Annotated in this window: 21 protein-coding genes and 2 pseudogenes; 11 read left to right on the forward strand and 12 right to left on the reverse strand. The window is 70.7% G+C overall.

The genetic code is table 11. The annotated features are described in order from the left end of the window. Positions 1 to 71: 71 nt before the first annotated feature. The 3 genes from OHT52_RS30650 to OHT52_RS30660 all read right to left on the reverse strand — a co-directional run bounded on the left by OHT52_RS30650 (position 72) and on the right by OHT52_RS30660 (position 3,969). Positions 72 to 2,099, reverse strand: a complete 2,028-nt coding sequence (locus OHT52_RS30650) for an ATP-binding protein (protein ID WP_328723434.1) — start codon at positions 2,097 to 2,099, stop codon at positions 72 to 74. Between the two features lie 230 nt (positions 2,100 to 2,329). Then, entirely contained in the window at positions 2,330 to 3,238 is a 909-nt protein-coding gene (locus OHT52_RS30655) for a quinone oxidoreductase family protein (RefSeq protein WP_328723435.1), read from the reverse strand. 5 nt (positions 3,239 to 3,243) lie between these two features. Next, positions 3,244 to 3,969: a ScbR family autoregulator-binding transcription factor gene (locus tag OHT52_RS30660; protein ID WP_328723436.1), complete on the reverse strand. Its 726-nt coding sequence runs from the start codon at positions 3,967 to 3,969 to the stop codon at positions 3,244 to 3,246. Positions 3,970 to 4,273: 304 nt separating this feature from the next. Between OHT52_RS30660 and OHT52_RS30665 the strand changes: the two genes are divergently transcribed. Continuing rightward, the gene (locus tag OHT52_RS30665) at positions 4,274 to 5,038 is read left to right on the forward strand and encodes an SDR family oxidoreductase (protein WP_328723437.1); all 765 of its coding nucleotides are present in this window, start codon (positions 4,274 to 4,276) and stop codon (positions 5,036 to 5,038) included. Between the two features lie 184 nt (positions 5,039 to 5,222). Here the strand turns inward: OHT52_RS30665 and OHT52_RS30670 are convergent, their stop codons facing one another. After that, the gene (locus tag OHT52_RS30670) at positions 5,223 to 5,717 is read right to left on the reverse strand and encodes a PaaI family thioesterase (protein ID WP_328723438.1); all 495 of its coding nucleotides are present in this window, start codon (positions 5,715 to 5,717) and stop codon (positions 5,223 to 5,225) included. 211 nt (positions 5,718 to 5,928) lie between these two features. Here OHT52_RS30670 and OHT52_RS30675 point away from each other — a divergent pair, with 211 nt between their 5' ends. After that, on the forward strand, positions 5,929 to 6,678 hold the full coding sequence (locus tag OHT52_RS30675; protein ID WP_328723439.1) for a chorismate mutase: 750 nt from the start codon (positions 5,929 to 5,931) through the stop codon (positions 6,676 to 6,678). A gap of 163 nt (positions 6,679 to 6,841) precedes the next feature. Here the strand turns inward: OHT52_RS30675 and pyrF are convergent, their stop codons facing one another. Beyond that, positions 6,842 to 7,537, reverse strand: coding sequence for an orotidine-5'-phosphate decarboxylase (gene pyrF / locus OHT52_RS30680; protein ID WP_328723440.1), 696 nt, complete (start codon positions 7,535 to 7,537; stop codon positions 6,842 to 6,844). A 133-nt stretch (positions 7,538 to 7,670) separates the two neighbouring features. After that, positions 7,671 to 8,024: pseudogene (locus OHT52_RS30685) on the reverse strand (TetR/AcrR family transcriptional regulator); the annotation flags it as partial. A gap of 505 nt (positions 8,025 to 8,529) precedes the next feature. Here OHT52_RS30685 and OHT52_RS30690 point away from each other — a divergent pair. After that, on the forward strand, positions 8,530 to 8,805 hold the full coding sequence (locus OHT52_RS30690; RefSeq protein ID WP_328723441.1) for a hypothetical protein: 276 nt from the start codon (positions 8,530 to 8,532) through the stop codon (positions 8,803 to 8,805). A gap of 145 nt (positions 8,806 to 8,950) precedes the next feature. On the opposite strand, the gene OHT52_RS30695 is transcribed toward OHT52_RS30690, so the two are convergent. From OHT52_RS30695 to OHT52_RS30705, 3 genes are all read right to left on the reverse strand, one after another. Beyond that, the gene (locus tag OHT52_RS30695) at positions 8,951 to 9,997 is read right to left on the reverse strand and encodes a zinc-binding dehydrogenase (RefSeq protein ID WP_328723442.1); all 1,047 of its coding nucleotides are present in this window, start codon (positions 9,995 to 9,997) and stop codon (positions 8,951 to 8,953) included. A gap of 334 nt (positions 9,998 to 10,331) precedes the next feature. Continuing rightward, the gene (locus OHT52_RS30700; RefSeq protein ID WP_328723443.1) at positions 10,332 to 11,216 is read right to left on the reverse strand and encodes an aldo/keto reductase; all 885 of its coding nucleotides are present in this window, start codon (positions 11,214 to 11,216) and stop codon (positions 10,332 to 10,334) included. Continuing rightward, a complete protein-coding gene (locus OHT52_RS30705) occupies positions 11,216 to 12,742 on the reverse strand; it encodes an MFS transporter (protein ID WP_328723444.1) in 1,527 nt (508 codons plus the stop codon). Before OHT52_RS30705 ends, OHT52_RS30700 begins: the two co-directional genes overlap by 1 nt. Before the next feature lie 367 nt (positions 12,743 to 13,109). Here OHT52_RS30705 and OHT52_RS30710 point away from each other — a divergent pair, with 367 nt between their 5' ends. From OHT52_RS30710 to OHT52_RS30740, 7 genes and pseudogenes are all read left to right on the forward strand, one after another. Continuing rightward, the gene (locus OHT52_RS30710) at positions 13,110 to 14,006 is read left to right on the forward strand and encodes a helix-turn-helix transcriptional regulator (protein ID WP_328723445.1); all 897 of its coding nucleotides are present in this window, start codon (positions 13,110 to 13,112) and stop codon (positions 14,004 to 14,006) included. A 26-nt stretch (positions 14,007 to 14,032) separates the two neighbouring features. Next, complete coding sequence (locus OHT52_RS30715) at positions 14,033 to 15,052, forward strand: aldo/keto reductase (RefSeq protein ID WP_328723446.1); 1,020 nt, start codon at positions 14,033 to 14,035, stop codon at positions 15,050 to 15,052. Between the two features lie 1,023 nt (positions 15,053 to 16,075). Continuing rightward, positions 16,076 to 16,477, forward strand: coding sequence for a DUF2690 domain-containing protein (locus OHT52_RS30720; RefSeq protein ID WP_328723447.1), 402 nt, complete (start codon positions 16,076 to 16,078; stop codon positions 16,475 to 16,477). Between the two features lie 116 nt (positions 16,478 to 16,593). After that, a pseudogene (locus OHT52_RS30725) lies at positions 16,594 to 17,545 on the forward strand (IS481 family transposase); the annotation flags it as partial. A 197-nt stretch (positions 17,546 to 17,742) separates the two neighbouring features. Further along, on the forward strand, positions 17,743 to 18,291 hold the full coding sequence (locus tag OHT52_RS30730; RefSeq protein ID WP_328723448.1) for a hypothetical protein: 549 nt from the start codon (positions 17,743 to 17,745) through the stop codon (positions 18,289 to 18,291). Between the two features lie 143 nt (positions 18,292 to 18,434). Then, positions 18,435 to 19,541: a sensor histidine kinase gene (locus tag OHT52_RS30735; RefSeq protein ID WP_328723991.1), complete on the forward strand. Its 1,107-nt coding sequence runs from the start codon at positions 18,435 to 18,437 to the stop codon at positions 19,539 to 19,541. After that, complete coding sequence (locus tag OHT52_RS30740; RefSeq protein ID WP_328723449.1) at positions 19,538 to 20,203, forward strand: response regulator transcription factor; 666 nt, start codon at positions 19,538 to 19,540, stop codon at positions 20,201 to 20,203. The genes OHT52_RS30735 and OHT52_RS30740 overlap by 4 nt, the downstream gene beginning before the upstream one ends. A gap of 689 nt (positions 20,204 to 20,892) precedes the next feature. On the opposite strand, the gene OHT52_RS30745 is transcribed toward OHT52_RS30740, so the two are convergent. Both OHT52_RS30745 and OHT52_RS30750 read right to left on the reverse strand, forming a co-directional pair. Continuing rightward, complete coding sequence (locus OHT52_RS30745; RefSeq protein ID WP_328723450.1) at positions 20,893 to 21,279, reverse strand: helicase associated domain-containing protein; 387 nt, start codon at positions 21,277 to 21,279, stop codon at positions 20,893 to 20,895. Between the two features lie 11 nt (positions 21,280 to 21,290). Next, entirely contained in the window at positions 21,291 to 21,842 is a 552-nt protein-coding gene (locus OHT52_RS30750; protein WP_328723451.1) for a hypothetical protein, read from the reverse strand. A gap of 13 nt (positions 21,843 to 21,855) precedes the next feature. Here OHT52_RS30750 and OHT52_RS30755 point away from each other — a divergent pair, with 13 nt between their 5' ends. After that, entirely contained in the window at positions 21,856 to 22,134 is a 279-nt protein-coding gene (locus OHT52_RS30755) for a hypothetical protein (RefSeq protein WP_328723452.1), read from the forward strand. A gap of 166 nt (positions 22,135 to 22,300) precedes the next feature. Here the strand turns inward: OHT52_RS30755 and OHT52_RS30760 are convergent, their stop codons facing one another. Continuing rightward, positions 22,301 to 23,839, reverse strand: a complete 1,539-nt coding sequence (locus OHT52_RS30760) for an MFS transporter (protein ID WP_328723453.1) — start codon at positions 23,837 to 23,839, stop codon at positions 22,301 to 22,303. Positions 23,840 to 24,654 lie beyond the last annotated feature (815 nt).

A 24,654-nucleotide genomic window follows, 5' to 3' on the forward strand; every position in this document is an offset into this window, starting at 1 on the left:
CCGGTCGCCCGTGCGCCGGGTGAGGGGCTCCCGGCGCCCGCGCCGCCGGGCGCCCGGGGGCGCCGGACACGTCACGCCTGGTGTCGCTCGGGGCGCAACGCGTGGGCCAGTCCGTGCTCCGCGGTGTCCTTGAGCGCCCGGTCGTAGGCCGTCTCGTACGCCGAGTGGCCGGCCGCCTCGCGTGCGAGGAGTTCCCACCGGTCGCGGATCGCTCCCAGCTCCGGAGTGCCGCGGTGGGGGTGGCCGACCATCCGCCAGAAGGTCTGCCCCGTCCCCAGGGTGCGTGCCGCGCCCACACCGTCGCCCTGGGCGGCGATGGCGCCGGCGAGCAGATCGAGAGCGAGCGCGATCCCCAGACTGTCCCGGAGCTGATGCTTGCTGGCGAGCATGGCGCGGGCATGGGCCTCCGCGTCCTGCGGCCGGCCGTGCATCATGTGTATGAGCGCCAGCTGGTGGTCCGCGTAGCCGCGCGCCCAGCGGTCCCCGTACTCCAGACTGATCAGCTGGAGCCCGACGGCGTCCTCGTACGCCTCGTCGAGCCTGCCCAGGGCCGTCAACGCGAAGAGCCGTATCACCCGGCAGCGGAGGACGGACGGAGCGGCGGCGGGTTCCACCGGCAGCTCCCGCAGCGCGCCGTCGCTCACCGCCAGCGCCGCCTGCGGCCGGCCCGCCATGAGGTGGTTGAAGCTCACCGTGTGCGCGGCGGAAAGGATCGATTCGGCATCCGCGTCCTCCCGCGCGGAACGGGCACACTCCTCCCCGACCTCCGACGCCGTCCCGTGGTCCCCTTGGAGGGTGAGGGTGACGCCGAGGGCCCACAGGGCCCGGGTCCTGTCCCTGCCGCCGCCCGGGTGCAGGGCGAGTACCCGTTCCAGGTACGAACGCGCCTGGTGAAGGTGACCGCAGCAGCTCCAGAACAGTCCGGCCTGCCCCGCCATGCGCAGAGCCAAGGCGGGGGAGGCCACCAGGAGGTGGTCCAGAGCGGCCGACAGGTCCGTGTGGCTCTCGTCCATCCGCCGGTAGCGCGCGAGCTGACGGGTGCTCAGCCACCCTCGGTGCGACTGGTCCGCGACATCGGCGAAATGCACGGCGTGCCGGTCGGCGAGCACCCCGTCCTCCGCCAGTTCCCTCAGCCACATGGCACCGTACTCGCGCAGCGTGTCGAGCATGCGGTAGCCGGCGCCGTCCCGCTGGAGCACCGACTGCGCGGCGAGTCTCTCCAGGCCACGTGCCACCTCGTCCGTGGTGAGCGGCCCGCCGGAGCAGACCACCTGTGCGTCCGTCAGCCGGATCCCTCCGTGGAAGACGGAGAGCCGGGCCCACAGCAGCCGTTCGAGCGGCGTGCAGAGTTCGTGGCTCCAGCCGACCGTCGTGCGCAGCGCCCGGTGACGCCTGGGCCAGGTCGTGTCGTCCACGAGTGTGTCGAGCCGCGAACCGAGCAGTTCCAGGAGCTCCTCCGCTTCCGACTCCCGCAGCCGGGCAGCAGCGAGTTCGACGGCCAGCGGGATGCCTTCGAGGTGCCGGCAGATCTCGACCACGGCGGCCGCCGCCCCCGGCGCGTCGAGCCGCCGGGCCGGGGCGGTGAGCGCGGCCCGTTCGCGGAAAAGGCGTTGAGCGTCGCTCCCGGTGGCCAGAGGCGGTACGTCCACCGCGTACTCGCCCGCGACGTCCAGGGGTTCCCGGCTGGTGGCGAGCACACTCAGCCCCGGCGCCGCGGCGAGCAGCCGTTCCACCAGATCACGGCAGGCCGTCAGAACCCGTTCGCAACAGTCCAGGACGAGCAGCAGCCGCTGGTCCGCGAGCCATTCGCTGAGCGCTTCCACGGGGCGGCGCCGGCTGTGGTCCAGCAGACCGACCGCGTCGCATACGGCGGTCGTCAGTGACGCGTCGCCGTGCAGGTGCGAGAGATCGGCCCAGCACACGCCGCCCGCGTAGCGAGCGGCTATTCGGTCCGCCACATGGAGCGCGAGCCGGCTCTTGCCTATGCCGCCGGGGCCCGTGAGAGTGACCAGCCGGTGTTCGTCCAGTGCCCGCTCGGTCAGGTCCAGCTCACCGCTTCTGCCGATGAAACTGGTCGTGACGGCGGGTGGGTTGCCCATCACGGGGTCATCCTGCCTCCCCCGGGGGCGTGTCTTCTCCCCTTGCGACGAAGCAATCAAAAACGGCCGACATGTGATGCTCGGGCAGACAGGAAATGGCGTGAATGTCCGTGGCGCGGCCGGGCCGGAGCGCCCTCGCGCGGGGTCGGCCCGGCGTACGCCCCCGGCCCCCGCGCACCGGGGGCCGCGTCCACGGCGGTTCAGCGGTCACCTCGGCGCCCGGCAGCCGCTCAGGGCCGCAGGACCAGCTTGCCCATGGTGCGCCGTGCGAGCAGGTCCTCGTGCGCCCGCCGGGCCTCGGCCAGCGGACGGACACCGCCGGAAAGGGGCTTCAGCCGGCCTTTGACGGTCAGGTCGAGAAGCTCACCGAGCGCCGTCGAGAAGGCGCCCGGACGGGACAGCGACCTGCCCAGCTGGAACCCGGTCACCGACGCGTTCAGCATCAGGAGCCGGCCCGTGTCCAGCGGCGCCGGAGCGGACCTGGAGGCGTTGCCGTAGGTGACGATCCTGCCGTGCTCCGCCAGCGAGGCGAGCCCCTGGTCGAAGTACGCGCCCCCGGAGGCGTCCAGCACGATGTCCGCCTTCCCGGCGAGCGGGTACTCCACCGCCTCGTCGGCCCCCGCCTCCAGAGCGGCTGCACGCTTCTCGGGCGTCGACGCCACCGCCACCACCCGTCCCGCGCCGAACTCCCGCGCCAGCTGGACCGCCAGATTGCCCACGCCTCCGGCGGCGGCGTGCACCACCACGCTCTCACCGGGCATCAGCCGGGCCGCCGACTTCAGCAGGTGCCAGGCGGTGAGCCCCTGGGTCAGCAGCGACAGCGCCTGCCCGGCGTCGAGTTCCTCGGGAAGGCCGACCACGGTGGCGGGATCGGCGCTCACCCGCTCCGCGTATCCGGACCGCACCTTCGCCAGGACCCGCCGGCCGTCCTCGGTGCGCGCGACGACCTCCGTACCGGGAACGAACGGATGGCCGCTCGGGGCGGGGTACGTACCGTCGGTGACCAGGGTGTCCACGAAGTTCACGCCGGCCGCTTCGACGTCGAGCAGCAACCGCCCCTCCGCCGCGGCGGGATCGGGCACCTCGACGTACTCCAGAACCTCGGGGCCGCCGGTACTGCGGACTTGGATCGCGTGCATGCGTGTCACCGTTTCGACGGGGGAACAGAAGCGTCCACCTGCCCCGACAGCGCCGGGAACGAGGCACCGGGAACGCTATCGAACGTCACCGGAAGGCCCCAGCTGGGCCGCCCCAGCACGTCGAACACATGGTGGGCGCGGTCCGGATCGGTGGAGAGCACCCGCAGCACCCCGGGCACGGCGATGCCGGGCAGGACCAGACGGTAGAGATCGGAGGCGAGGAGGAGCAGACTGTCCGGCCGGTCCACGGTGGTGGAGACGAGCTGTAACCCGGTGAACGCCCCCACCAGCACGTTCGCGGTCTCCAGAGGGTCGATGTGCTCGAACACCTCGCCCTGGCAACGCCCTTCGGTCAGCAGGTTGGCGATGACGTCCCGCCACTGCGGCCACGGTCCGCCGAAGAACGGCCGCGCGTTCTGGTCGGCGGCCAGCCGCGCCGCCCCCTGGAGTAACGGCTCCCGGGGCAGCCGGTACGCCAGGAGAAGTCCCAGATCCACGATGGCCTGCATCTTCACCGGGTTCTCCGGCTTGATGATGACGGCGTGCTGGAGCACCGCGTGCGCCAGCGCCTCCTTGCCGGAGAAGTGGAAGTACAGGGCCCCCTTGGTGACTCCGGCCAGGGACATGATCTCGCTGATGGTGGACGCCTCGTACCCGTTCGACGCGAACACCACCGCAGCGGCTTCCAGCACGGTGTAGCGCGTTCTGATGGCCCGCTCCTGCTGCGCCAAGGCCGACTCCTTCGGTCCGTTCGCCCGGTCCCCCCTGCCGCGCGCGGCGCGTCTCGGAGGAGGGCGGGCGCGAAAACAGGCGCGCCGGTATGTTACCCCCGCTCGTGGGCGCTGACCCTCCTGGCCGCGACGGCTTGGAAGGGGCCGGGACCCTCGGGGCGAGGACGGTTCCGGCACGCGCCGGTGGCGGGTCCGCGCGTTCCGCCCGAGCGGCCGCACCCCTGCGCGAGCGCTCGGTGGACGGCTGCCTGTACGGTTCCCGGACCGGCCGACCGGCCGTCGGGTGAACGGAGCAGGGCACACCATGGGATCGCTCAGGGGCAGGACGGCGCTGGTGACCGGTGCGAGTCGCGGCATCGGACGCGGGATCGCCAGGCGCCTCGCCGCGGACGGCGCACTCGTCGCCGTCCACTACGCGAGCAACGAGGAGGCAGCCGAGCGGACCGTCGCCGCCATCCGGGACGACGGCGGCCGCTGCTTCCCGGTGCGCGCCGAACTCGGCGTCGACGGAGACGTCGGAGCCCTGTTCGCCGCCTTCGACGCCGGCGCCCGCGGGCAGGGGGCCGGCCCGGAGCTCGACATCCTCGTCAACAACGCCGCCGTCAGCATCTCCTCGCGCATCGCGGATCTGCGCGCCGAGGACTTCGACCGGCTGATCGCCGTCAACACCCGCGCGCCGCTCTTCGTCATCCAGGAAGCCCTGAAGCGGATGGGGGACGGCGGACGCATCGTCAACATCTCCTCCGCCGCGAGCAGAAGGGCCCTGCCGCGCACCCTCGCGTACTCGATGAGCAAGGGAGCGGTCGACTCGCTGACCCGCACCCTGGCGGAGGAACTGGGCCCCCGTGGCATCACGGTGAACGCCGTGGCGCCCGGATTCGTCGAGACGGAGATGAACTCCTCCCGGCGCGCCACCGAGGAGGCGCGGAGCGCGATCGCCGCGCTCTCCGCCTTCGACCGGATCGGCCGCCCCGAGGACATCGCCGACATCGTCGCGTTCCTGGCGTCCGACGACTCCCGGTGGATCACGGGTCAGTACATCGACGCCACCGGTGGCAGCAAACTCTGAGGCGGCGACGCCGACGGGCGGCCCGTCGACGGCCCTGGCCCGAGCAGGGAGTTCCCGCCCCCGGCCTTCTGCCGCATGCCTCCCGAAACCGCCGCCGTGGTCCACCCGCGCTCCCGCCACGCCGCGGCCGTCCCCTGCCTCGCGCCCTGGTCCAAGGCCTCGGCGCCCGGTGCCGCCACCAGGCCTACCGGGCGGGCAGAGGGACGACGAGGCACGTGCTGGTCGCGTGCGCGATGAGACGGTCCGCCCCGTCGAACAGCTCGGCCTGCGCGAGGCAGGTGGTGCGGCCGCTCTTGAGGACCGTGCCGACCGCCCGCACCGTGCCGGTGTCCGCGGTGATCGTCCGCAGGAACCTCACGTTGAGATCGAGAGAGGTGTAGCCCACCCCGGCGGGCAGTACCGAATGGACGGCGCAGCCGGCCGCCGAGTCGAGCAGGGTCGCGTACACACCGCCGTGGACACTGCCGATCGGGTTGTAGTGCTCCTCGCCCGGCTCCAGGGTGAACACCACCCGCCCGGCGTCCACTTCTGTGATGCGGAAGCCCATCATCCGGCTGATCGGCGGGCTGGGGAGGCGCCCGGCCACGAGATCGCGCAGGATCTCCAGTCCGCTCGCCGTGCCCACGGCGCCGGCCGAGACCGCGGGGTCTTCCCATTCGTACGTGCGTGTCCGGCCCATCCGCTGTGCTCCCGTCGCTCGTTCCATCAGACGGGGACAAGTAAAGCCCAGAGCTGCCCCCTGAGTCGGCGCTCTGGCGCTGCTCGGTGCCATCACCGCTCCAGGTGCGGCCGCGGCGACCGGCAAGAGTCCTTCCGCCGCACCCTCTTCCGCGAAGCCGACGCTGGTCCTGGTCCATGGTGCACGGGCGGATTCCTCCAGCTGGTCCTCGGTGATCGAGCGGCTGCGCAAGGACGGCTATCCGGTGCGAGCCATCGCGAATCCCCTCCAGGGGCTGACCAGCGACACCGCCTACGTCTCCAGCTACCTGTCCACCTACATCGAGAACCGAGGCGGACCCTTGAACCTGCGACGCGACATGACCCGCTACGCCGCGATCACCGGCTTCCTGGGCGCCGCGACCGTGCTGGCCGTTCCTCAGGTCACGGCCGCGGGATTCCCCGCCACCGCCGGACCCGTCAGGAGTGCGGAACGTACGGCCAAGCCGCTCGGTCCGCTGACGGACCTCGTCATCCAGCGCATCCGCGTCGGCGATGACGTGGCCGCTTCCAAGTTCGGTACCGACTCGCCCATCGAGGACCCCGTGCGTGAGGCCCAGGTGCTGGAGCAGGTCCGGACGCAGGCCGAGGCCGCCGGGGTGAACCCGCAGGCGGCGGTGGCCTTCTTCCAGGACCAGATCACCGCGAGCAAGGTCGTGCAGCAGGGCCTGTTCGCCCGCTGGACCGCCCATCCCGAGGAAGCACCCACGACGCGCCCCGACCTCGGACCCATCCGCGCGCAGCTCGACCAGCTGACCACGGATCTGCTCCAGGAACTCAAGAACACGGAGGGACTGCGCGACCGGCCCGTCGCCTGCACGGTGCAGCTGGCACTGGCCACCGGCTCGAGCGCGGTGCGGGAGCGCCTGGACGTGCTCCATCGCCAGACACTCCGGACGGCCACCCAGTCGGTGTGCGGCTGACGTGTATGACCGGACGAGCCACGCCGTCCAGGTGAGTGACCGGACGACGCCTGCCTGACGATGACAACTCGCCCCGACTCGGGACAAGTCGATCCGGGGCAAAGCCGCGGCGGGCGGCCGTCCCCTCTCCCGGCCGGCCCGACCCCCTGGTCGGGCCGGTCGGTTACGCTGCCGGAGGCGCCTGGACCAGCCGGAACGCGGCCGCCGGGTCAGCGGCACGAGTGACTGATCGACCGACCACGACGTGCGACGCCCCAGCGGTGAGAGCCGCACCCGGTGTCCCGTGACGTGCGTGCTCGGCCGAGGATTCACCGGGCAGCACGATGCCCGGTGTGACGATCAGGGCATCCGATCCCAGGATGCGACGCAGGGCCGCGACGTCCTGCGGCGAGGCGGTCACGCCGTGACATCCGGCCTTCCGTGCCAGACGGGCGAGCCGGAGCACCTGCTCGTCCACCGTGTCGGCGACACCGATGTCGGCAAGATCCGCGTCGGTCATGCTGGTGACCACGGTCAGGGCGAGGATGCGCAGCCCGGGGAAGTCGCGGGCGGCATCGACTGCGGCGGCCATGATGCTGCTGCCGCCCATGCCGTGCACGGTGACCAGGGACACGCCCATTGCCCCCGCGGCACGGACTGCTCCGGCAACCGAGTTCGGGATCTCGAAGAGCTTGAGGTCCAGGAAGACTTCCTTGCCCTGTGCGACAAGGTCTTTGACGATGTCCGGCCCTGCCGCGGTGAGCAGTTCCAGACCGATCTTGTAGAAACGGCACGCGTCGCCCAACTGCTCGACGACAGCATCGGCGGTCGCGCGGTTGTCGTGATCCAAGGCGACGATGACCTGGCTGTTCGGTTCCATGGGGACATCCTGCCGACACCTTCGACGCGACCAGTCGCCGGGGAACGGTGGTCCGGGGCCCTCTCTTCCCGGGGCAGGAAAACCGTCACGCCGGACCGGCACGTCCGGAGGCCCGAAACCCGGGCAGGCACGCCGGGCGCGGCGGCTGGGGGGAAGCCGGCGCGTTGAGGAAGGCGCACCCGCGGAAGCCCGGGGAGAGAATCCCCGCGGTGATGGTCCGGCAGACCGCCCGGACCTTGTCGGCCCCGGACCGCTCGCCCGCCTCGGCCTGCGCCCGGAGATCCCGGTCGGCCTGCTGGAGGTAGGCGAGGACGAGGTCTTCCTTACCGGTGAAGTGGCGGTACATCGTGGCGCGGGTGACCTGCCCCTCCGCGACGATCCGGTCGATGCCCACGGAGTGGATGCCTTCGGTGTAGAAGATCCTGGTCGCCGTGCTGAGCAGCCGTGCTCGCGCTTCCGACGTGCTGCGTCGTGTCCCCGGGCTCATACGTCCGGATTAGCGAAGAGCGAGAGAGAACGATCGCCCTCGGTGGTCTCGAAGGCTGGAACCCGGTCGATCCGCCGCGCCCCTGGCTGCCCCATCAGGTGCATCTGTGGGCCGGCGGAGACATGCTCCCCGTGATCCCAGGGCACCGACATCGGCGATTGCGTGCGGTCGGTCCTCGTGCTGGCCGCCCAGGACGAGGACCGGACTCTCACGGTCACAGAGGAACTCACCGACGTACTGGACGGGAACCGCGCGCGGAGTACCCACACGCGCCCGAGCCCTCCACCTCCTCGACCGGACGCTGACCGAGGTGGGAGCCGGACTTACCCGGCCACGCGCCGGGCGGTGAGATCCGCGGGCACGACGAGCGACACATCGCGCGTCGCTCGCCCCGCTGTGTCTCAAGTTCTGGCCCACCTTCCGTGGAGGTCTGACTGCGTGTGATGCCAGTGGGGTGTGATGGGATGGCCGAACCTTGCTGCCGTGACCGCCGGGAGTCCGCCTGATGCCCGTGTACTCGTCTCTGACCCATGCCCTGGCCGAGACTTTGGTCGACGTCCTGGGGTTCATCGAGGACTGCGAAGACGAGCAGATGGATCCGGACGACGCGGTCAGGGTCCTGGAGGGCGTCGGCCACCTGTTCAGCAAGTTGTCGCGTGGTCAGCGGAGCGAGTTCATCGATCTCCTGGGGACCATGGCTGAAGCCGAGCCCGACCCGACGCGGCGCGAGTTCCTGCAAAGGTTCCCGGAGGACTTCGGGCTCCTTGAACACGCGGTCTGACCTGGGGCTCACGAGTGGAGCAGGACGCGTTCGCGCAGGAGATCGAACCCGGCCCGGCCGAGCGTCTGGCGCTTCGACAGCTCGATCCGGTCCACGTGTCCTTCGACGACGCACTACCACGTCGGAAGGGTGCGGCTCCACCTGCTCACGGCCGGCTGACGGTGAGGAGTGACTTGATCGCGCGGCGCTCGTCCATGGCGGCGTAGGCATCGGCGACGTGGTGGAGGTCGGTGGAGAAGTCGAAGACGCGTCCGGGGTTGATCGTTCCGTCCAGGACGTGCCGCAGCAGTTCGGGTATGTAGTGGCGGGCGGGGGCGACGCCGCCCTTGATGCCGACGTTCTTCCAGAAGAGAGTCTTGTACGCGAACTTCTCGTAGAGCGGGACCCCGACGGCGCCGATCATGCCGCCGGCACGCACGATGCCGGCGGCCGTCTCGATGGACTGGTCGGTGCCGACGCATTCCAGCGCGGCGTCGACGCCGTCGCCGTCCGTGAGGGCGAGGACGGCCGTGACGGCGTCGTCACCGCGCTCGGCGACGATGTCGGTGGCGCCGAACTCCTTCGCGACGGCCTGCCGGTCGGCGTGACGGCTCAGAGCGATGATCCGGTCGGCGCCGAGGAGCTTGGCGGCCAGTACGGCGGAGAGGCCGACCGCGCCGTCACCGACGACGGCGACGGTGTCGCCCGGCTTCACGCCCGCGCTCACGGCGGCGTGGTAGCCGGTGCACATGACATCGGAGAGTGCGGTGAAGGAGGCGAGCTGGGCGTCGGTGAACCCCTCGGCCGGGGCGGGGACCTTGACGAGGGTGGCGTCGGCGAAGGGTGCGCGGACCTTCTCGCCCTGGCCGCCGTCGGTGTCGCCGTCGCCGAAGGCTCCTCCGTGCGCGCAGTTGGACTCGAAGCCGGCTCGGCAGGCGGGGCAGGTGCCGTCGTTGTAGGTGAAGGGGGCGATGACGAAGTCGCCGACCGCCAGGTCGCGCACGTCTTCGCCGACCGCTTCGACGACGCCGACGTACTCGTGGCCGATGCTGCCCACCTTGTGGGAGTTGATGCCGCGGTAGTACCAGAGGTCGGAGCCGCAGACGCAGCCCCGCACGACGCGGACGACGGCGTCGGTCGCCTTCTGGACGGCGGGGTCGGGGCGTTCGCCGAGCTCGATGTGCTTCTCGCCTCGGAAGATGGCTGCCTTCATGAGTGTCTCCTCGGATGTCAGATGTCAGATGTCAGAAGTCGGGTGGTAAGGGGGCGTCGGCGCGACCCGCCCGGGCCTCTGCCTCCGGCCGCGGCCCGGGCCCGTCGCGGGCGCCGTCCAGACCGCAGGGACGGTACGGCTGCGGCTGCGAGTAACGCGCCCGGCCAGTCGGTAAGGGCTCGGCGGTCAGCGAGAAGACCTCCGCGGTCCCGCCCGCCGCGGACGGGGCAGCAGTACCTGGATGATCGTCTCGGCGACCTCGTCGCGCTCGCGGGTGCTGGCGGCGTGGCCGGCGGAGGGACCGCGGTCCCTTCGCCGGCCGTACAGGGGCAGGTCAGGCTTCGGGGATGGCGCGGCCGAAGTCGGCGAGGGTGACGACCTCGGGCTCCGGGCCGCCGCGTCGGCCGGTCTCCAGCAGGTCCAGCGCGGCCAGCTCGTCCGCGGCGAGGTCGAAGTCGAAGACGTCGATGTTCTCGGCGATGCGGTTGCGCTTGGTGGACTTAGGGATGACCGAGCGGCCCTGCTGGAGTCCCCAGCGCAGGAGCACCTGGGCCGGGCTCTTGCCGTGGGCCTCCGCGATCCGGGTGACCGCGGGATCCTGAAGGACGCTTCGACGGTGCTCGCCGTAGCCCGGATAGAAGGTGATGCCGCCGATGGGAGACCACGCCTGGCCGAGGATGCCGTGCGCGTCGCCGAAGTCGAGGACGGCGCGCTGCTGGAAGTAGGGGTGGATCTCCAGCTGGTTGATGGCCGGGACCACATCGGTGGCGTCGAGCAGCCTGGTCAGGTGGTCGGTCATGAAGTTGCTGACGCCGATGGCGCGGACCTTGCCGTCGGCCAGCAGCTTCTCCAGGGCTCGGTAGGCGGCGAGGGTCCGGTCGAACTCGGACGGCAGGGCCTGGTGCAGGATGAGCAGGTCGATCCGGTCGAGGCCGAGCTTGGCGGCGCTCTTGTCGAAGCCGTGCAGGGTCTCCTCGTAGCCGTAGTCGCTGATCCAGATCTTGGTCTCGACGAAGACCTCGTCGCGCGGGACGCCGGAGTTCCGCAGGGCCTGGCCGACCTCGCGTTCGTTGCCGTAGGCGGCGGCAGTGTCGATGTGCCGGTAGCCCAGCTCCAGCGCGGCCGTGACCGCGGCGATCGTCTCGTCGGGCGGGGTCTGGAAGACGCCCAGTCCGAGGGCGGGCATCTCGACGCCGTTGTTGAGGGTGAGGGTCTGCATCACAGGGACCTTTCGGTGCGGGTGGCCCGGGTGGGCACGATGAGGGTGAGAACGATGGCGACAGCCAGGGCGAGCAGGACGGCGGAGCCGGTCAGCGCCACGCCGGAGCGGGCCGCGATGTCGGCGGCCCCGTGACCGGTGGAGACGGTGGCGGCGACGGCGGTCAACAGGCTCAGGGCCAGCGCGCTGCCGATCTGGTGCACGGTGTTGACCACACCGGAGCCGGCCCCCGCGTCCTCGGGCGCGACGCCGTCGACTCCGCTGGAGGTCATCGGCGCCAACGCCAGCCCCTGACCGGCACCGATGATCACCATGGGCAGGGCCACACCCGTCAGGTAGGGCGTGTGCAGGTCCAGCCGGCTCAGCCAGGCCATGCCCACGGTCGTCAGCACGACCCCCGAGGCGAGGACCCGGGGCCTGCCGAACCGCTCCAGCAGGCGGGGCACCCTGACCGCGAAAACGAAATTGACCAGTGTCATGGGCAGAAAGGACAGACCGGCCCGCAGAGGCGTCCAGCCGTAGACACTCTGCACGAACTGCGCGGTGAAGAAGAAGAACCCCATCATCGCGCCCATGTAGAGCATCCGGGTGACGTAGGCGCCGGTCCGCTCCCGGCTCGCGAACAGCCGCAGCGGCACGATCGGCTGCACGGCCCGCCGCTCCACCCCGACGAACACCCTCAGCAGCACCCCACCCGTCAGAAGGGGCAACAGGGTCGCCGGCGCCGTCCAGCCGTGGTCGGCCGCGTCGACGATGCCCAGCACCAGCGCCGTCGAGCCCAGCGTCGCCAGCAGCGCCCCGGCCACGTCGAACCGGCCGCCGCGGCGTTCGGTCTCGGGCAGGAACCGTAGCGCCAGCACCATCATCACGATGCCGACGGGAACGTTCAGGAAGAATCCCGCCCGCCACGAGACCAGGTCCGCGACCAGACCACCGACGACCAGGCCCAGGGCCGCGCCCAGACCCGCGACAGCGCTGTAGGCGGTCATCGCCCGGTTGCGGGCCTTGCCTTCCGCGAAGGTGCGCGTCAGGAGGGAGAGCGCGGACGGGGCCAGAACCGCGGCGCCGACACCCTGCAGCGCCCGGGCCGCGATCAGCCACCAGGCGCTCTGGGCGGCGCCCACCAGGAGCGAGGCCAGCGAGAAGACCACCAGTGCGTGCAGGAAGACCCTACGGTGGCCGACGAGATCACCGGCGCGTGCTCCCAGAAGGAGCAACCCGCCGAAGACCAGCACGTAGGCGTTGGTGATCCAGGACAGGCCGGTTTCGGAGAATCCCATGGCGGAGCGGATCTGCGGCAGCCCGGTGAAGACGATCGAATTGTCCAGGATGACCATGAAGTAGCTGGTGCAGATGATCGCGAGGATCAGTGTCGCGTGTGCCGGGCCCCGGGAGGAACGTTGCTCCAGGCGCACCGGCCGACGCGGTGCGCCGCTTCCCTCGCCTCTCGTCACGCCCGGTCGCATCGAGTCGGCGACCGGCCCGGCGGGGGCGCCGCGGGTGTCGTGGGTGGCTGCTGTACGCACGGTCTTCCTCGCGTCGATCGGGGGTGCGGCCCGATTCCGGGTCGCCAGTCTGCGGCTTCTTCCAGGTAACGGCACATCGGAGGGCCAGTGGGAGTCACTGCTCTTCCAGGTACTGGCAGTACCTCGCAGGCCTGTCCCGTCCGACCTACCGTGGAGGAGCCGGCACACCGCGCAGGCCGACCGGGAGGAGCTGCCGTGCCCCCGCACTGGAGGTCGACGTGACCGGCCCGCCCGGGCCGGGCCCCTGTCCCCGGGACCCTGTGCCGGTCGGCGTCCGGGCGACGCCCCGGGACGAGCCCCCTCCGTGGCGGCTCGCGCCGGGGGCCTCCGCCGAGGGCGTGACAGTCAAGAACATCAGGAATCGAGCATGACCGACCACACCAAGAAGGACGTCACCGCCGAGGTGCGGGAGTTCCTCAGCACCCGGCGGGCCAGGATCACCCCCGAGCAGGCCGGGCTGCCGGTCTACGGCGGCAACCGCCGGGTCGCGGGCCTGCGCCGCGAAGAGGTGGCCATGCTGGCAGGCATGAGCGTGGACTACTACGTCCGCCTGGAGCGCGGCAACCTCGCCGGCGCCTCGGACTCGGTCCTCGAAGCCCTCGCACACGCCCTACAGCTCAACGAGGCCGAACGCACCCACCTGTACGACCTCGCCCGATCCGCGACCCCGTCCGGCAGGCGAGCGGCAGTGACCTCGTCGCGCGTCCGGCCGACGGTCGTGCGCCTGCTCGACTCGATGACCGGCGTGCCGGCGTTCGTCCGCAACGCCCGCTTCGACGTCATGGCCGCCAACACCCTGGGCCGGGCGCTGTACGCGCCGCTGTTCGACTCGCCGCTGTTCGCGCAACGCGGGCCGGTCAACAGCGCCCGCTTCATGTTTCTCGACCCTGCCGGCCAGGACTTCTGGGTCGACTGGGACAAGGGCGCCGACGATGCCGTCGCCTTTTTGCGCACCGAGACGGGCCGCGCGCCGCACGACAAGGCCCTCACCGACCTGATCGGAGAACTCACCACCCGCAGCGACGACTTCGCCCGCAAATGGGCACGCCACGACGTGAAGTTCCACCGCTCCGGTGTGAAGAACCTCCACCACCCACTCGTCGGCGACCTCGCTCTGCCCTACGAGGCCATGGAACTGCCCTCCGACCCGGGACTGCGCCTCAACTTCTACACACCCGAGCCGGACTCCCCGGAACGAGAGGCCCTGGACGTGCTCGCCAGCTGGACGACCACAGGCAGGGCCGCCCCCTCCAGCAATGACTAACCCCTCACACGCAAGAGGAGCACTACATGCGCTACCGACCGCTGGGCCGTACCGGCGTCCAGGTCAGCCCGCTGTGCCTGGGCGCGATGATGTTCGGCCCCTGGGGCAACGAGGACGAGGCCGATGCGATCCGCATCATTCACCGGGCGCTCGACGCGGGGATCAACTTCGTCGACACCGCGGACGTGTACTCCGCCGGCGTCTCGGAGGAGATCGTCGGCAAGGCGCTCCATGGCCGCCGCGAGGACGTCTTCCTGGCCACCAAGTTCTTCATGCCCATGGACGCGGACGACCCCAACCAGCGGGGCGGCTCCCGGCGCTGGATCATCCGCGAGGTCGAGAACTCCCTGCGGCGGCTCGGCACGGACCACATCGACCTCTACCAGGTCCACCGCCCCAGCCCGGACACCGACGTCGCCGAGACTCTCGGCGCCCTCACCGACCTCGTCCGTCAGGGCAAGGTCCGCTACATCGGCTCCTCCTCCTACTGCGGCTCGCAGATCGTCGAAGCCCAGTGGACCGCGCGCGAGCGGAACCTGGAGCGGTTCGTCACCGAGCAGCCGCCGTACTCCATCCTCGTCCGCGGCATCGAGGAGGACGTACTGCCCACCGTGCGCCGCCACAGCATGGGCACCCTCACCTACAGCCCGCTCTCCGGCGGCTGGCTCTCGGGCCGCTACCGCGAGCACGCGACCGGGGGACCGGCTTCCGCCGCCCGCCCCCAAGCCCGCTTCGACATGGGCACCCCCGCGAACCTGCGCAAGCTGGAGGCCGTCGAACAGCTTGCCGTCCTCGCGGAGAAGGCAGGCCTCTCCCTCATCGAACTCGCCGTCGCGTTCGTCATCAACCATCCCGGCGTCACCTCGGCGATCATCGGACCACGCACCATGGAGCAGCTGGAGACGTTCCTCCCTGCCGCAGATGTCACCTTGTCCGCCGACATCCTCGACGCCATCGACGAGATCGTCGCCCCGGGCGTCACGGTGAACCCGGTCGACAACAGCTACGGAGACTTCGAACTGCGAGCCGACCAGCGGCGCCGCTGACGCGAACCCGGTGCAGCCGGCCGAGCCGGCTACCGGCTGAAGAACCGACTCAGGTCATCGAGCGCGGAACCGAAGTCGCCTGATCCGAGGGATCAGTCCGCTCCCGGCTCCTCGCCCGGCGGGACCAGAACGTCGAAGGCCGGCTCAACCTCGGGGAGTGCCTGAGCCTGTCCCCGTGCTCGTCGTCGGCTTCGTCCGCATCGACCAAATCTGGTCGGGCAGATCGGACGACGTCTTGGGTTCGGTGATTTCCTGTACGCGCCGACCGCCGACCGCCGACCGCCGACCGCCGACCGCCGACCGCCGACCGCCTGGCGTGCCAGGCCCAGGACGGCCCTGTCGGCCTCATCAACATCAGTAGTACCCGCTGCGACGCTCTCGGGCCTGACCGCAGAGACGGATCCACCAGTCCAGGTCGTGCCCCTGCCAAGACTGACTCGAGCGAGGCGTACGACCAGGCGAACCGACTGCGCGCGGCTCACCTGCGTGCAGCAGACCCCGGGACCGATCCTCAGCGCCGGATCACGGCCCAGCGCGAGATCCTCGATGTCCTGGAACGGCTGTGGGACGTCGTCGCGGAACCGGTTCTGACCCGGGTGGGCCACAGGACTTGCCCCGCCGCCGACAGGCCGTGGCCAAGGCTCTGGTGGTGTCCCGTCGGCATCATGGTCTTCTGCTCATGGATGCGCGACGGGCCGACTCGTCACGCGCAAGGGCGAACCGTCGGGAAGCTGCCTCGAACAGCCGTAGGGCTCTGGCGTGAAGATCACGACCAGTTGGAATGCGCTGGCCTGCCGTCAACCCGACGCCTCTCTATCAGGTCAACCTCACGCCGCGATCCTGGGCAGAGTCCACTCTTTGCGGTGATCAACACCCCGCCTCGGTCTATACGGCATACGCGCCGGCTATCACCTTTCGCGTGAACTCAATCGCGACGTGCTGTGTCCACCGCAGCGCACGAAAGGGGTCTCCTTGGCTACGCACCGGTTTCCACGTCTCCTGGCGGGCGCCCTCGCTCTCCTCGTGCTGGGCGTGACTGCTCCCGCCGAGGCTTTCGAACAAGCCGTGGCAGCACCCGCCTGCAAAGGGGCAACCTGCAACGGCAAGAACCCTCACGCGACCGGATGTGACAAGGACGCCGTCACCCCCGCAGGGGCGGTAGCCCGGTCGGACGGCGGCGGGCCGGCCGTTCAGATGCGGTACTCGAAGAAGTGCAACGCCGTGTGGGCGCGGTTCGGATCCGCTGCGAACGCCAACTGGAGGGGCAAGCTGGAAGTCAGGAATGGCAACCCGTATGTGTTCAACGCGTCTCCGAATTACGCGGCTTACACCACGATGGTGAACGCCGGCCTCGCCACCCGCCCTTGTGTGGAGCACTACGACGGCGTCGGCGGCAGTTGGGCGTGCACGAAGAAGTGGTACTAGGTGTTCTGTCCACGGAGGTGGGTGACAGGTTTCACGGTGGGGTGATCTTGAACGAGTGAGGGCCTTCTGGGTTCGGTGTGGATGGCGACATCTACACGAACGACCAGAAGGCCCTCATGCCCCACCGTGATGCACCCCTGACCGAGACCGGACGTCTGCGTCTGGCCCGCTGCGTCGTGGACGACGGGTGGCCGCTGCGGCGGTCCGCCGAACGTTTCCGGGTCTCGCCCACCACCGCTCAGCGGTGGGCCGCCCGCTACCGCGAGCAGGGCGAAGCCGGGATGAGCGACCGCTCCTCCCGGCCCCACCACAGCCCCGGCCGGACACCGACGCGCACCGAGCGGCGGATCATCAAGATCCGTGTGCTGCGGCGCTGGGGCCCGGCCCGCATCGCCTACCTGCTCGGACTGAACCCGGCCACCGTCCACCGCGTCCTGACCCGCTACAAGCCGGCCCGCCTGACCCACCGCGACCGCGCCACCGGCCGGGTGATCCGACGCTACGAGCACGCCGCCCCCGGCGACCTCGTCCACGTCGACATCAAGAAAGGCGGCAACATCCCCGACGGCGGCGGCCACAAGGCCCTGCGGTCGGCAGGCGGGCCGCAAGAACCGGACCAACGCCGGCATGAACTTCCTGCACAACGCCGTCGACGATCACTCCCGCCTCGCTTACAGCGAAATCCTCGCCGACGAGAAGAAGGAAACCGCTGTCGGCTTCTGGCAACGGGCCCATGCCTACTTCGCCGCCGCCGGAGTCACCGGCCAGCGGGGCCTGACGGACAACGGCTCCTGCCACAAGTCACACCTCTGGCGCAACTCCCTTGCAGCGCAAGGTATTTCACGCAAACGCGCCCGCCCCTACCGACTGCGGACGAACGGGAAGGCGGAGCGTTTCAACCGGACCCTGCTGGACTAATGGGCCTACGCAAAGCTCTACCGAACCGAGGCCGAGCGACGAGACGGCTACCCGCAGTGGCTGCACGCCTACAATCACCACCGCGGACACACCGCGCTCAAGGGCCAACCACCCGCCGGCCGCGTCCCCAACCTCATGGGTCGGTACAGCGGAGCGGTCCCTGGTTTTTCAACCTGTACTTCGACGCTACCGGGGCCGACCGTCCCCAGACCTTGCCAAGCGGTACGGCGCAGAGGCGCGGGCAGGTGGGGTGGAGGAGGGTGGAGAAGTGCGGGACGACGATCTCCACCCGTTGTTCCACCCATGGGTCCAGGTGCGAGAGACCCCGCGCCAGCAGCCTTGAGGGCATGACAACGACCGAGTGGATCACCGACACCGCCCTCGTCCTGATCGTCTTCCGGCAGCTGCGGGAAGGCCGTCTCGACCTCAAGACCTTCCTGATCCCGCTGGGGATCGTGGCCTTCGTGGCGCACACGTACCTCGACAGCGTGCCTACCGCGGGCAACGACCTGGTGCTGGTCGGCGCGCTCATGGCCGTCGGCGCGACGCTCGGCATCGCGGGCGGCGTCTACACCCGAATCCGGGTTGCGGGCGAGCACCTGCTGATCAAGGCCGGCGCGGTCTCCGCGATCCTCTGGGTTCTCGGCATGGGCGCCCGGATGGGCTTTCAGTTCTGGGTCTCGCACGGCGGTGCCGACAACGTCGCGCGGTTCAGCATCGCCCACCACATCACCTCCGACCAGGCCTGGGTCGCGGCCTTCGTCCTGATGGCACTCACCGAGGTCGTCACGCGACTCGCGACGATCTTCATCCGGAGCCGGATGGTGCACGGCAGGAAGGCGCCGCAGACGATCGCATCGACTCACCCGGCGCCCTCTCTCGACCGTACGGTCTGACCGTGGACTATGGTCACGCCGTGCACGAAGCGCAGAGCGTCCCGGAGAAGCAGAGCGCCCCTGCGGAGCAGAGCGTGCCCGGTACGGGCTCGGCCTCGTACCGGGCGCCCGGCGTCCTGACTTTCGGAGGTCACGATCCTCGCGTGGGCTGGGTCCTGACCATCTGCGCCATCGGTTCCGCGTTCATCACGGTGCGGCCGATCGGGCTCAGCGGCCGGAGCCTCGTGGTCGCCGTGCTCATCGTCGTCAACTCCGTCGCTCTCCTCGCCCGGCACCTGCCCGAGCACAGGGTCCCGCCCCGCGTCACCCTGGTCCGGCTGATCCTCGGCATCGTCGCCGCGGCCGCCCTGATGGCCGTCAGCCGGGACGGATCGAGCTACCTCTTCGCGTTCTTCCTCGTCGGCCACGCCGGATACCGGCTGCCGCTCAAGCCGGCCGTGGCCCTCGCGGCGTTCTGCAGCCTGCTGTGCGGCGGGGTCCTGTACTTGCGCATCGGCCCCGGCCACCACCTGCTGCCCTGGGCGGTCGGTCTGGCCACCGGCACCCCGGTGGTCCTCGGCATCATCAACCGCAGCCGCCGGCGCGCCGTCCAGGCGGTGATCGAGGCCGCGGAGTCCGCCGAGCGGGCTGCGCGCGCCGAGGCCCAGGCCGCCGTTCTCACCGAGCGGGGGCGGATCGCCCGCGACGTGCACGACGTCCTGGCCCACTCCCTCGCGGGCATCAACATGCAGCTGGAACTGGCGGACGCCCTGATCGCGACCGGTGACCTGGAGAAGATCCGCGAGGCGAACCAGAAGGCGCACAGCATGGTCAAGGAGAGTCTGAAGCAGGCCCAGTGGACCGTGCACGCGCTCCGGGAGGACTCCCTGCCGCTGGTGGGCAGCCTGACCGCGATGCTCGACTCTTCCGGCCACCGAGACGCCCTCACCCTCACCGGCACCGAGCGCGACGTACCGTCCCAGGTCACGCAGAACCTGCTGCGGATCGCACAGGAGTCGCTGACCAACGCCGTCCGGCACGCGCCCGGCGGCGAGGTGCACGTGGAGCTGACGTTCGAGGCCGCATCGACGACACTGAGGATCCGTAACAGCGCGGCCACCCGTGCGGTGCGCGCGGGCGTCGGCAGCGGAATGGGGCTGATCGGCATGCGGGAGCGGGCCGCCCTGCTGGGTGGCACGATCACTGCGGGCCCGGTCACCGAAGGACCGGACGAAGGCGGCTGGCAAGTGGAGGCAGTGCTACCGGGATGAGTGAACCGACGCGAAATTCTCAGCGGCTGCGTGTGGTCGTGGCCGACGACCAGGCTGCCGTACGGGAGCCGCTGGCCGCGGTCCTCGGTATGGCCGAGGACATCGCCGTCGTCGCCACGGCCGCCGACGGCGCCGAAGTACTCGCCGCAGTCGCCGCAGGCCCGGTCGACGTGGTCCTGATGGACCTGCGGATGCCGGTGATGGACGGCACCGAGGCGACCCGGCGGCTCACCGAGGAGCACCCCGAGGTCGCCGTGGTCATCCTGACCACGTTCGCCGACGACGACTCCATCCTGGCCGCGCTGAGCGCCGGGGCCATCGGCTACCTCACCAAGAACGCGGGACGCCAGGACATCACCCGCGCCATTCGCGCCGCCGCCGCCGGGCAGTCCGTCCTCGACCGCGAAGTCCAGAACCGCCTTCTGCAGACGGTCCGCACCAAGCCCCCGGCCTCCGCACAGCCGCTGCCCCTCGACATCACCCCGCGCGAGCGCGAGGTCCTCACCCTGATCGGCCAGGGCCTGCCCAACCGTGCCATCGCCGAGAAGCTCTTCATCAGCGAGGCCACGGTGAAGACGCACATCAACAACCTCTTCGCCAAAGCGGACATCAAGGACCGCGCCGACGCCGTGCGCCGCGCCCTCGGGGCGGGCCTGGCCTGAGAGAGGACAGTCGCGTTGTCACCTGCGGGGTTGGGCGCCGGACTCGGGAGTGTCGGCCGACTCTGTCGTGGTGGGTCGGCGTCCGCCGCAGCAGGCGACTGCTGGTGCCGTGGAGTTCAGGGTCCCTGATGCACCCGGAGGCCGTGGGGGAGAGGGGCCCCGGGCTCCGTCGAGGAGCGGCCCGTACACCGCGCACATGAGGTCCTGTACGGCGTTCGCTCGGACGGGCAGGTCGAGGTAGGCCTGCCCCGGCCGTGGCCAGGTCGGGTCCTGCGCGGTTCCGGCCGGTCCCGCGCACCAGGCGAGACCGCCGTCCGCCCAGGCGTAGGAAGCGGCCTCGATGAAGCACCGGCCGAGCTCCCCGGGGGTGCCCACCGCCGGGCCACGGGGTCGGGGTGAGGTGCCGGCCGTGGTTCAGGAGGAGAGGGGCGAGGGGGTTCTCACGGGCGGCGAGGCGTGCGAAGTGCACGAGCCACGCCTCCTCGGATGTCAGTTGGGGTTCCACAGGTCCTCCGGTCGGTGCGTCCTTTTTCAGGTGTTCTTCCCGGGCTTGGTACTGGGCGAGGGCGGCGAGGCCTGTGTCGAACGCGTTTACCCGGGTGGTTGGCGTCTTCGGGGGGCGGTGGTGGGCGCCGGGGCGGGGTGGGGGTGGATGCCGAGGTGTTTCAGTCGTTCACGCTGCTGGTTCGTCAGCGTTGCCCAGGCGTGGGGCTTCCGTTGGGTGGTGACCCAGGTCCGACGTCGCAGTCGTGGACGCTGACGCCGGGCGGGATGTCGGCGGGGTTGGCTTTCTCGGCGAGGAGGGTGCGGGTGGCGGCGTAGTGGCGCTGCCAGTCGATCGGCCAGGGCGGGCACCAGTCCGGGTCGGTCGCGTCCAGTGCCCGGCGCCGTTCGGTGGCGCGGTCCGCGTCGGTGCCGAGGCCGCCGGACTTGCGGAGGTTGGCGAGCCACTGGCGCACCGCGACCCCCTCGACCACTGTGGCTCTCGGGGCGGCGAGGGTGCCGGTCGTGGCGTGGTAGGTACGGGCGGCGGTGAGGTTTCTCCAGAATCCGGCGTCCGCGACGGTCCAGACCATGCCGAGTTCGTTCAGCAGCTCGACCCGCCACGGCTTGAGGGTCCCGGCCCGGAAGGCGCGGTGTTGCTCGCCGGCCCAGGAGCCCAGCCCAATAGAGGGCTGCGTCGCCGTCGTCGGGCATCTTCGTGTCGGCGAAGACGGTCGCGTGTCCGTCTGTGGAACGTCATGGAGGAGCGGGTGCCGGACCCGTCCGCGTGCTTGAGCAGGGAGGCCTGGAGCGCGGCGAGCTGGCGCCCGCGCCGTTCCTCGTCGGTCGCGGTCGTGGTCGCGGTCGTGGTCTCGCTGAGCGGTGAGGGGTCGCGGGTCTCCAGCACGTCGATCTCGAACCGCGCGAGGATGCCCCGCTCCACGTTCTCCATGAGGCCGGTTTCGTGGAGGACGGGCCCGTGCAGTTCGGTGTCGTCCGTGTACAGACGGCGCTGTACCGGGATGCGGACCCGGTCGTGGACGGCCGCCCACGCCTTCGTGGCGTCACCGGACGTGCGGTGGGCCTCGTCGACGACCAGGAGGGCAAAAGCGGGCGTGCGCCGTCCGTACGAGCCCCGCAGCGCCTGTTCGAGCACGCCGAGGGTTTAGGTGTCGTCGACCTTGGGGGAGTCGATCCACAACCGGGAGAGGGTCCGCCCGGACTGGACGCACCTCATCCACTCGCAGGCGTACACCCTGCACTGCGGCCGGGCCTACAAGGCCCACCAGGCCGGACTGGAGGTCGTGGCGCTCAAGCACACCGACGAGCTGCACGTCATCGGGGAATTGTGGCAGGTGTTCACCGAGGGACGCGGCGTGGCCGAACTGAAGCTCAAGACCGGCGACGCCAAGACAGCAGGGGAGTACCTCGTCGGAAAGGTCGGCTGATGGCCCTGACACGCCACCACACCGCGCCGCCCCCTGTCCGAACCAGGGGGGCCCGACTTGTTCCGCGCAGCGCGCGGGGTGCCGACCTCCGGGGTCTGGCGGCCCCTGCGGACCGGCTTGAGGGAGGGCTATCGCCATCCAGGCCAGTACCGCACGCCGCCGCGAACTACGGGTTCCGTCGCCCGCCGGCTGCTTCCTTCCTCTCGCCGTCCGGATCGGGTGCGGGTGATTGTGTCGTGGTGTCCATGCCGCGACGTGCGCGGGCGATGCCCCAGCCAACCACTGCCGCAGCCACGGCCGTGAGCAGGAGGCCGGCCAGGGTGACAGCGGCGCCGAACTCCGCGGTCTGGTCAGCGCTCCAGTTCGACGTGGCGATGTCGCCGGTGAAGAGCGCTGCAAGGATGGTCCCGCTGACGGCGATGCCGATTCCCGTGGCGACTTCGCCGGAGGTGTCGATCAGAGCCGCTCCGATGGTGGTGCGGTCGGCCGGTAGGCCACGCATCACGTTGGTACCGGCGACGACACCCACCACGCGCATCCCGGCGGCGACGAGCACGAGCGCGAAGGCGACCCACGCGTACCCGAAGCGGCCCAGCAGTGCGTAGACGGCGAGCCCGCACACGACGGATCCGGCGCCGAGCCAGGCGGCTTTGTCGAAGCCCGCACGCTTGAGCAGCGGCCCGATGAGAGCACCGCCGGCGATGAGGACGACGACCTGGGGCAGCATTCCCAGGGCCGCTTGAGCTGGCGTCCAGCCCCAGTCGAGCTGGAGCTGGAGGGTCACGAGGTATCCGAGGCCGGCGACCGCGAGGCCCGATGCGCCCTTGAACGCCAGCCCGCTGGACACGAGCGGGCGGGCGACGAGTGCGAGGTCGAGCAGCGGATAGCGGGTGCGGCGCGCGCGGACGACGAACAGCACGGCCATCACGACGGATACTGCCGTGGTCAGCCAGGGCAGAAGCGATGCGGCGCCCGCGTCGACGAACAGCGTCGGTGCGGCCAGTGCGGACACGATCGCAACCGTGCCGAACAGGGCACCGGGCCCGTCGACGGGGTCGCGGTGCAGCTCGTCCTTCCGGTCGGCGGGGATGCCGCGCCGGATGCCGAGGAAGGCGAGCGCGGCGATCGGCACGTTCACCAGCAGCAGCGCCTGCCACGGAGCGAACGCGAGCACGAAGCCGCCGACCGTGGGCCCGATCGCGAGTCCGACCAGACCCACGGTCGAGATCAGCGTCGTCGCACGGACGCGGAGCGCGTCCTCGTCGAACAGCCCGAACGCCAGGGCGAGGGAGCCAGGCGTCGTCATCGCAGCCGCGACACCCATTGCCGCGCGGACCGCGATGAGCTGCTCCGCCGTGCCGGCGAAAGCGGTCGCCAGGCTCGCCGCACCCAGCAGCACCAGCCCGACCAGCATGATCTTGCGGCGGCCGACCCGGTCGGCCAGCGCGCCGAAGGCCAGCATCAGTCCGCCGAAGACGACGGCGTACACGCCTGTGATCCACTGCAACTCTGCCGTCGAGGCCGAGAGCCGGCGGCCGATGGTCGGCAGTGCGACGTTGAGGATCGAGTTGTCGAGCATCTCGAACAGGAACACCGCTGACAGCCCGGCGAGGGCTGTCCATGCTTCCCGCAGGGAACGAGGCGAACGGGAGGGTGGGAGAGGGCTGTCGATCTGGTCGACCGTTCCCGTACGTCGGACATTCACTGCGCACTCCTTCGAGGGGAAGAAGTGGCGGTCCGTCCGGCACCGCGTACGAGCGCGTGGCTCTGCTCCATCGACAGGTGTCGATGGACAGCAGGGCGCACGGGCTTTTACTCCGAGTGCCCCCATGCTACGACCAACCGCCCCCCCGGAAGGAAGGCGGCCGGCACCCTCAGTCCGCCCCAGGGGCGGGTGGCACGGGTGCCGGCCGGAACTCAGCCCACCCGAAGGCGGCCCGCAGGTACCGTAGCCGCGCACCGCCCCGGCTACGAGAAGTACGGTTTTCTCGGCACAGCGAGTCCTGCAGGAGCAACCCTCGTGATCAGAGCAGGCCGCCGACACCGCGTGCGCACCCTGGCGGACCTCGCCGCGCAGCACGCCGTAGGCATTGACCAGTACACCCGCCTCAAGCCCTGCAGACCGAGGGGTTCCCGGCTCCGGTCAGCTCGGAGGGCGCCCGCACCCAGCTGTACGACGGTGAGCAGCTCGCCTACGGCCAGGGCCGGCGGGTCCCCGGGCATGTCGGTCTTTCGTCCGCCCCGGTCGGCGGCCCGTTTGGGCCGACATACCTCGACGACGTGCCCGCCGGCCTGGCTGAGGAAGGACTCCAGACCGGCGCCGTAGCTGCCGATGCCCTCCAGAGCCCAGCAGCGGCGTCCTGGGACGCGCTCGCGGCCGAAGTCCAGCGGACGGCGGTATCCGCAGGCATTTGCCGGGGGGTCGGTGCTGGCCAGGACTGCTCCGATGGGGCTGACAGCCGCTGCTGCGAGGGCGTCCCCGCGGGTATCGACGCCGGTGACGCCGTCGACCCGTTCTGC

Source organism: Streptomyces sp. NBC_00247, assembly GCF_036188265.1.
Classification (GTDB): Bacteria; Actinomycetota; Actinomycetes; order Streptomycetales; family Streptomycetaceae; genus Streptomyces.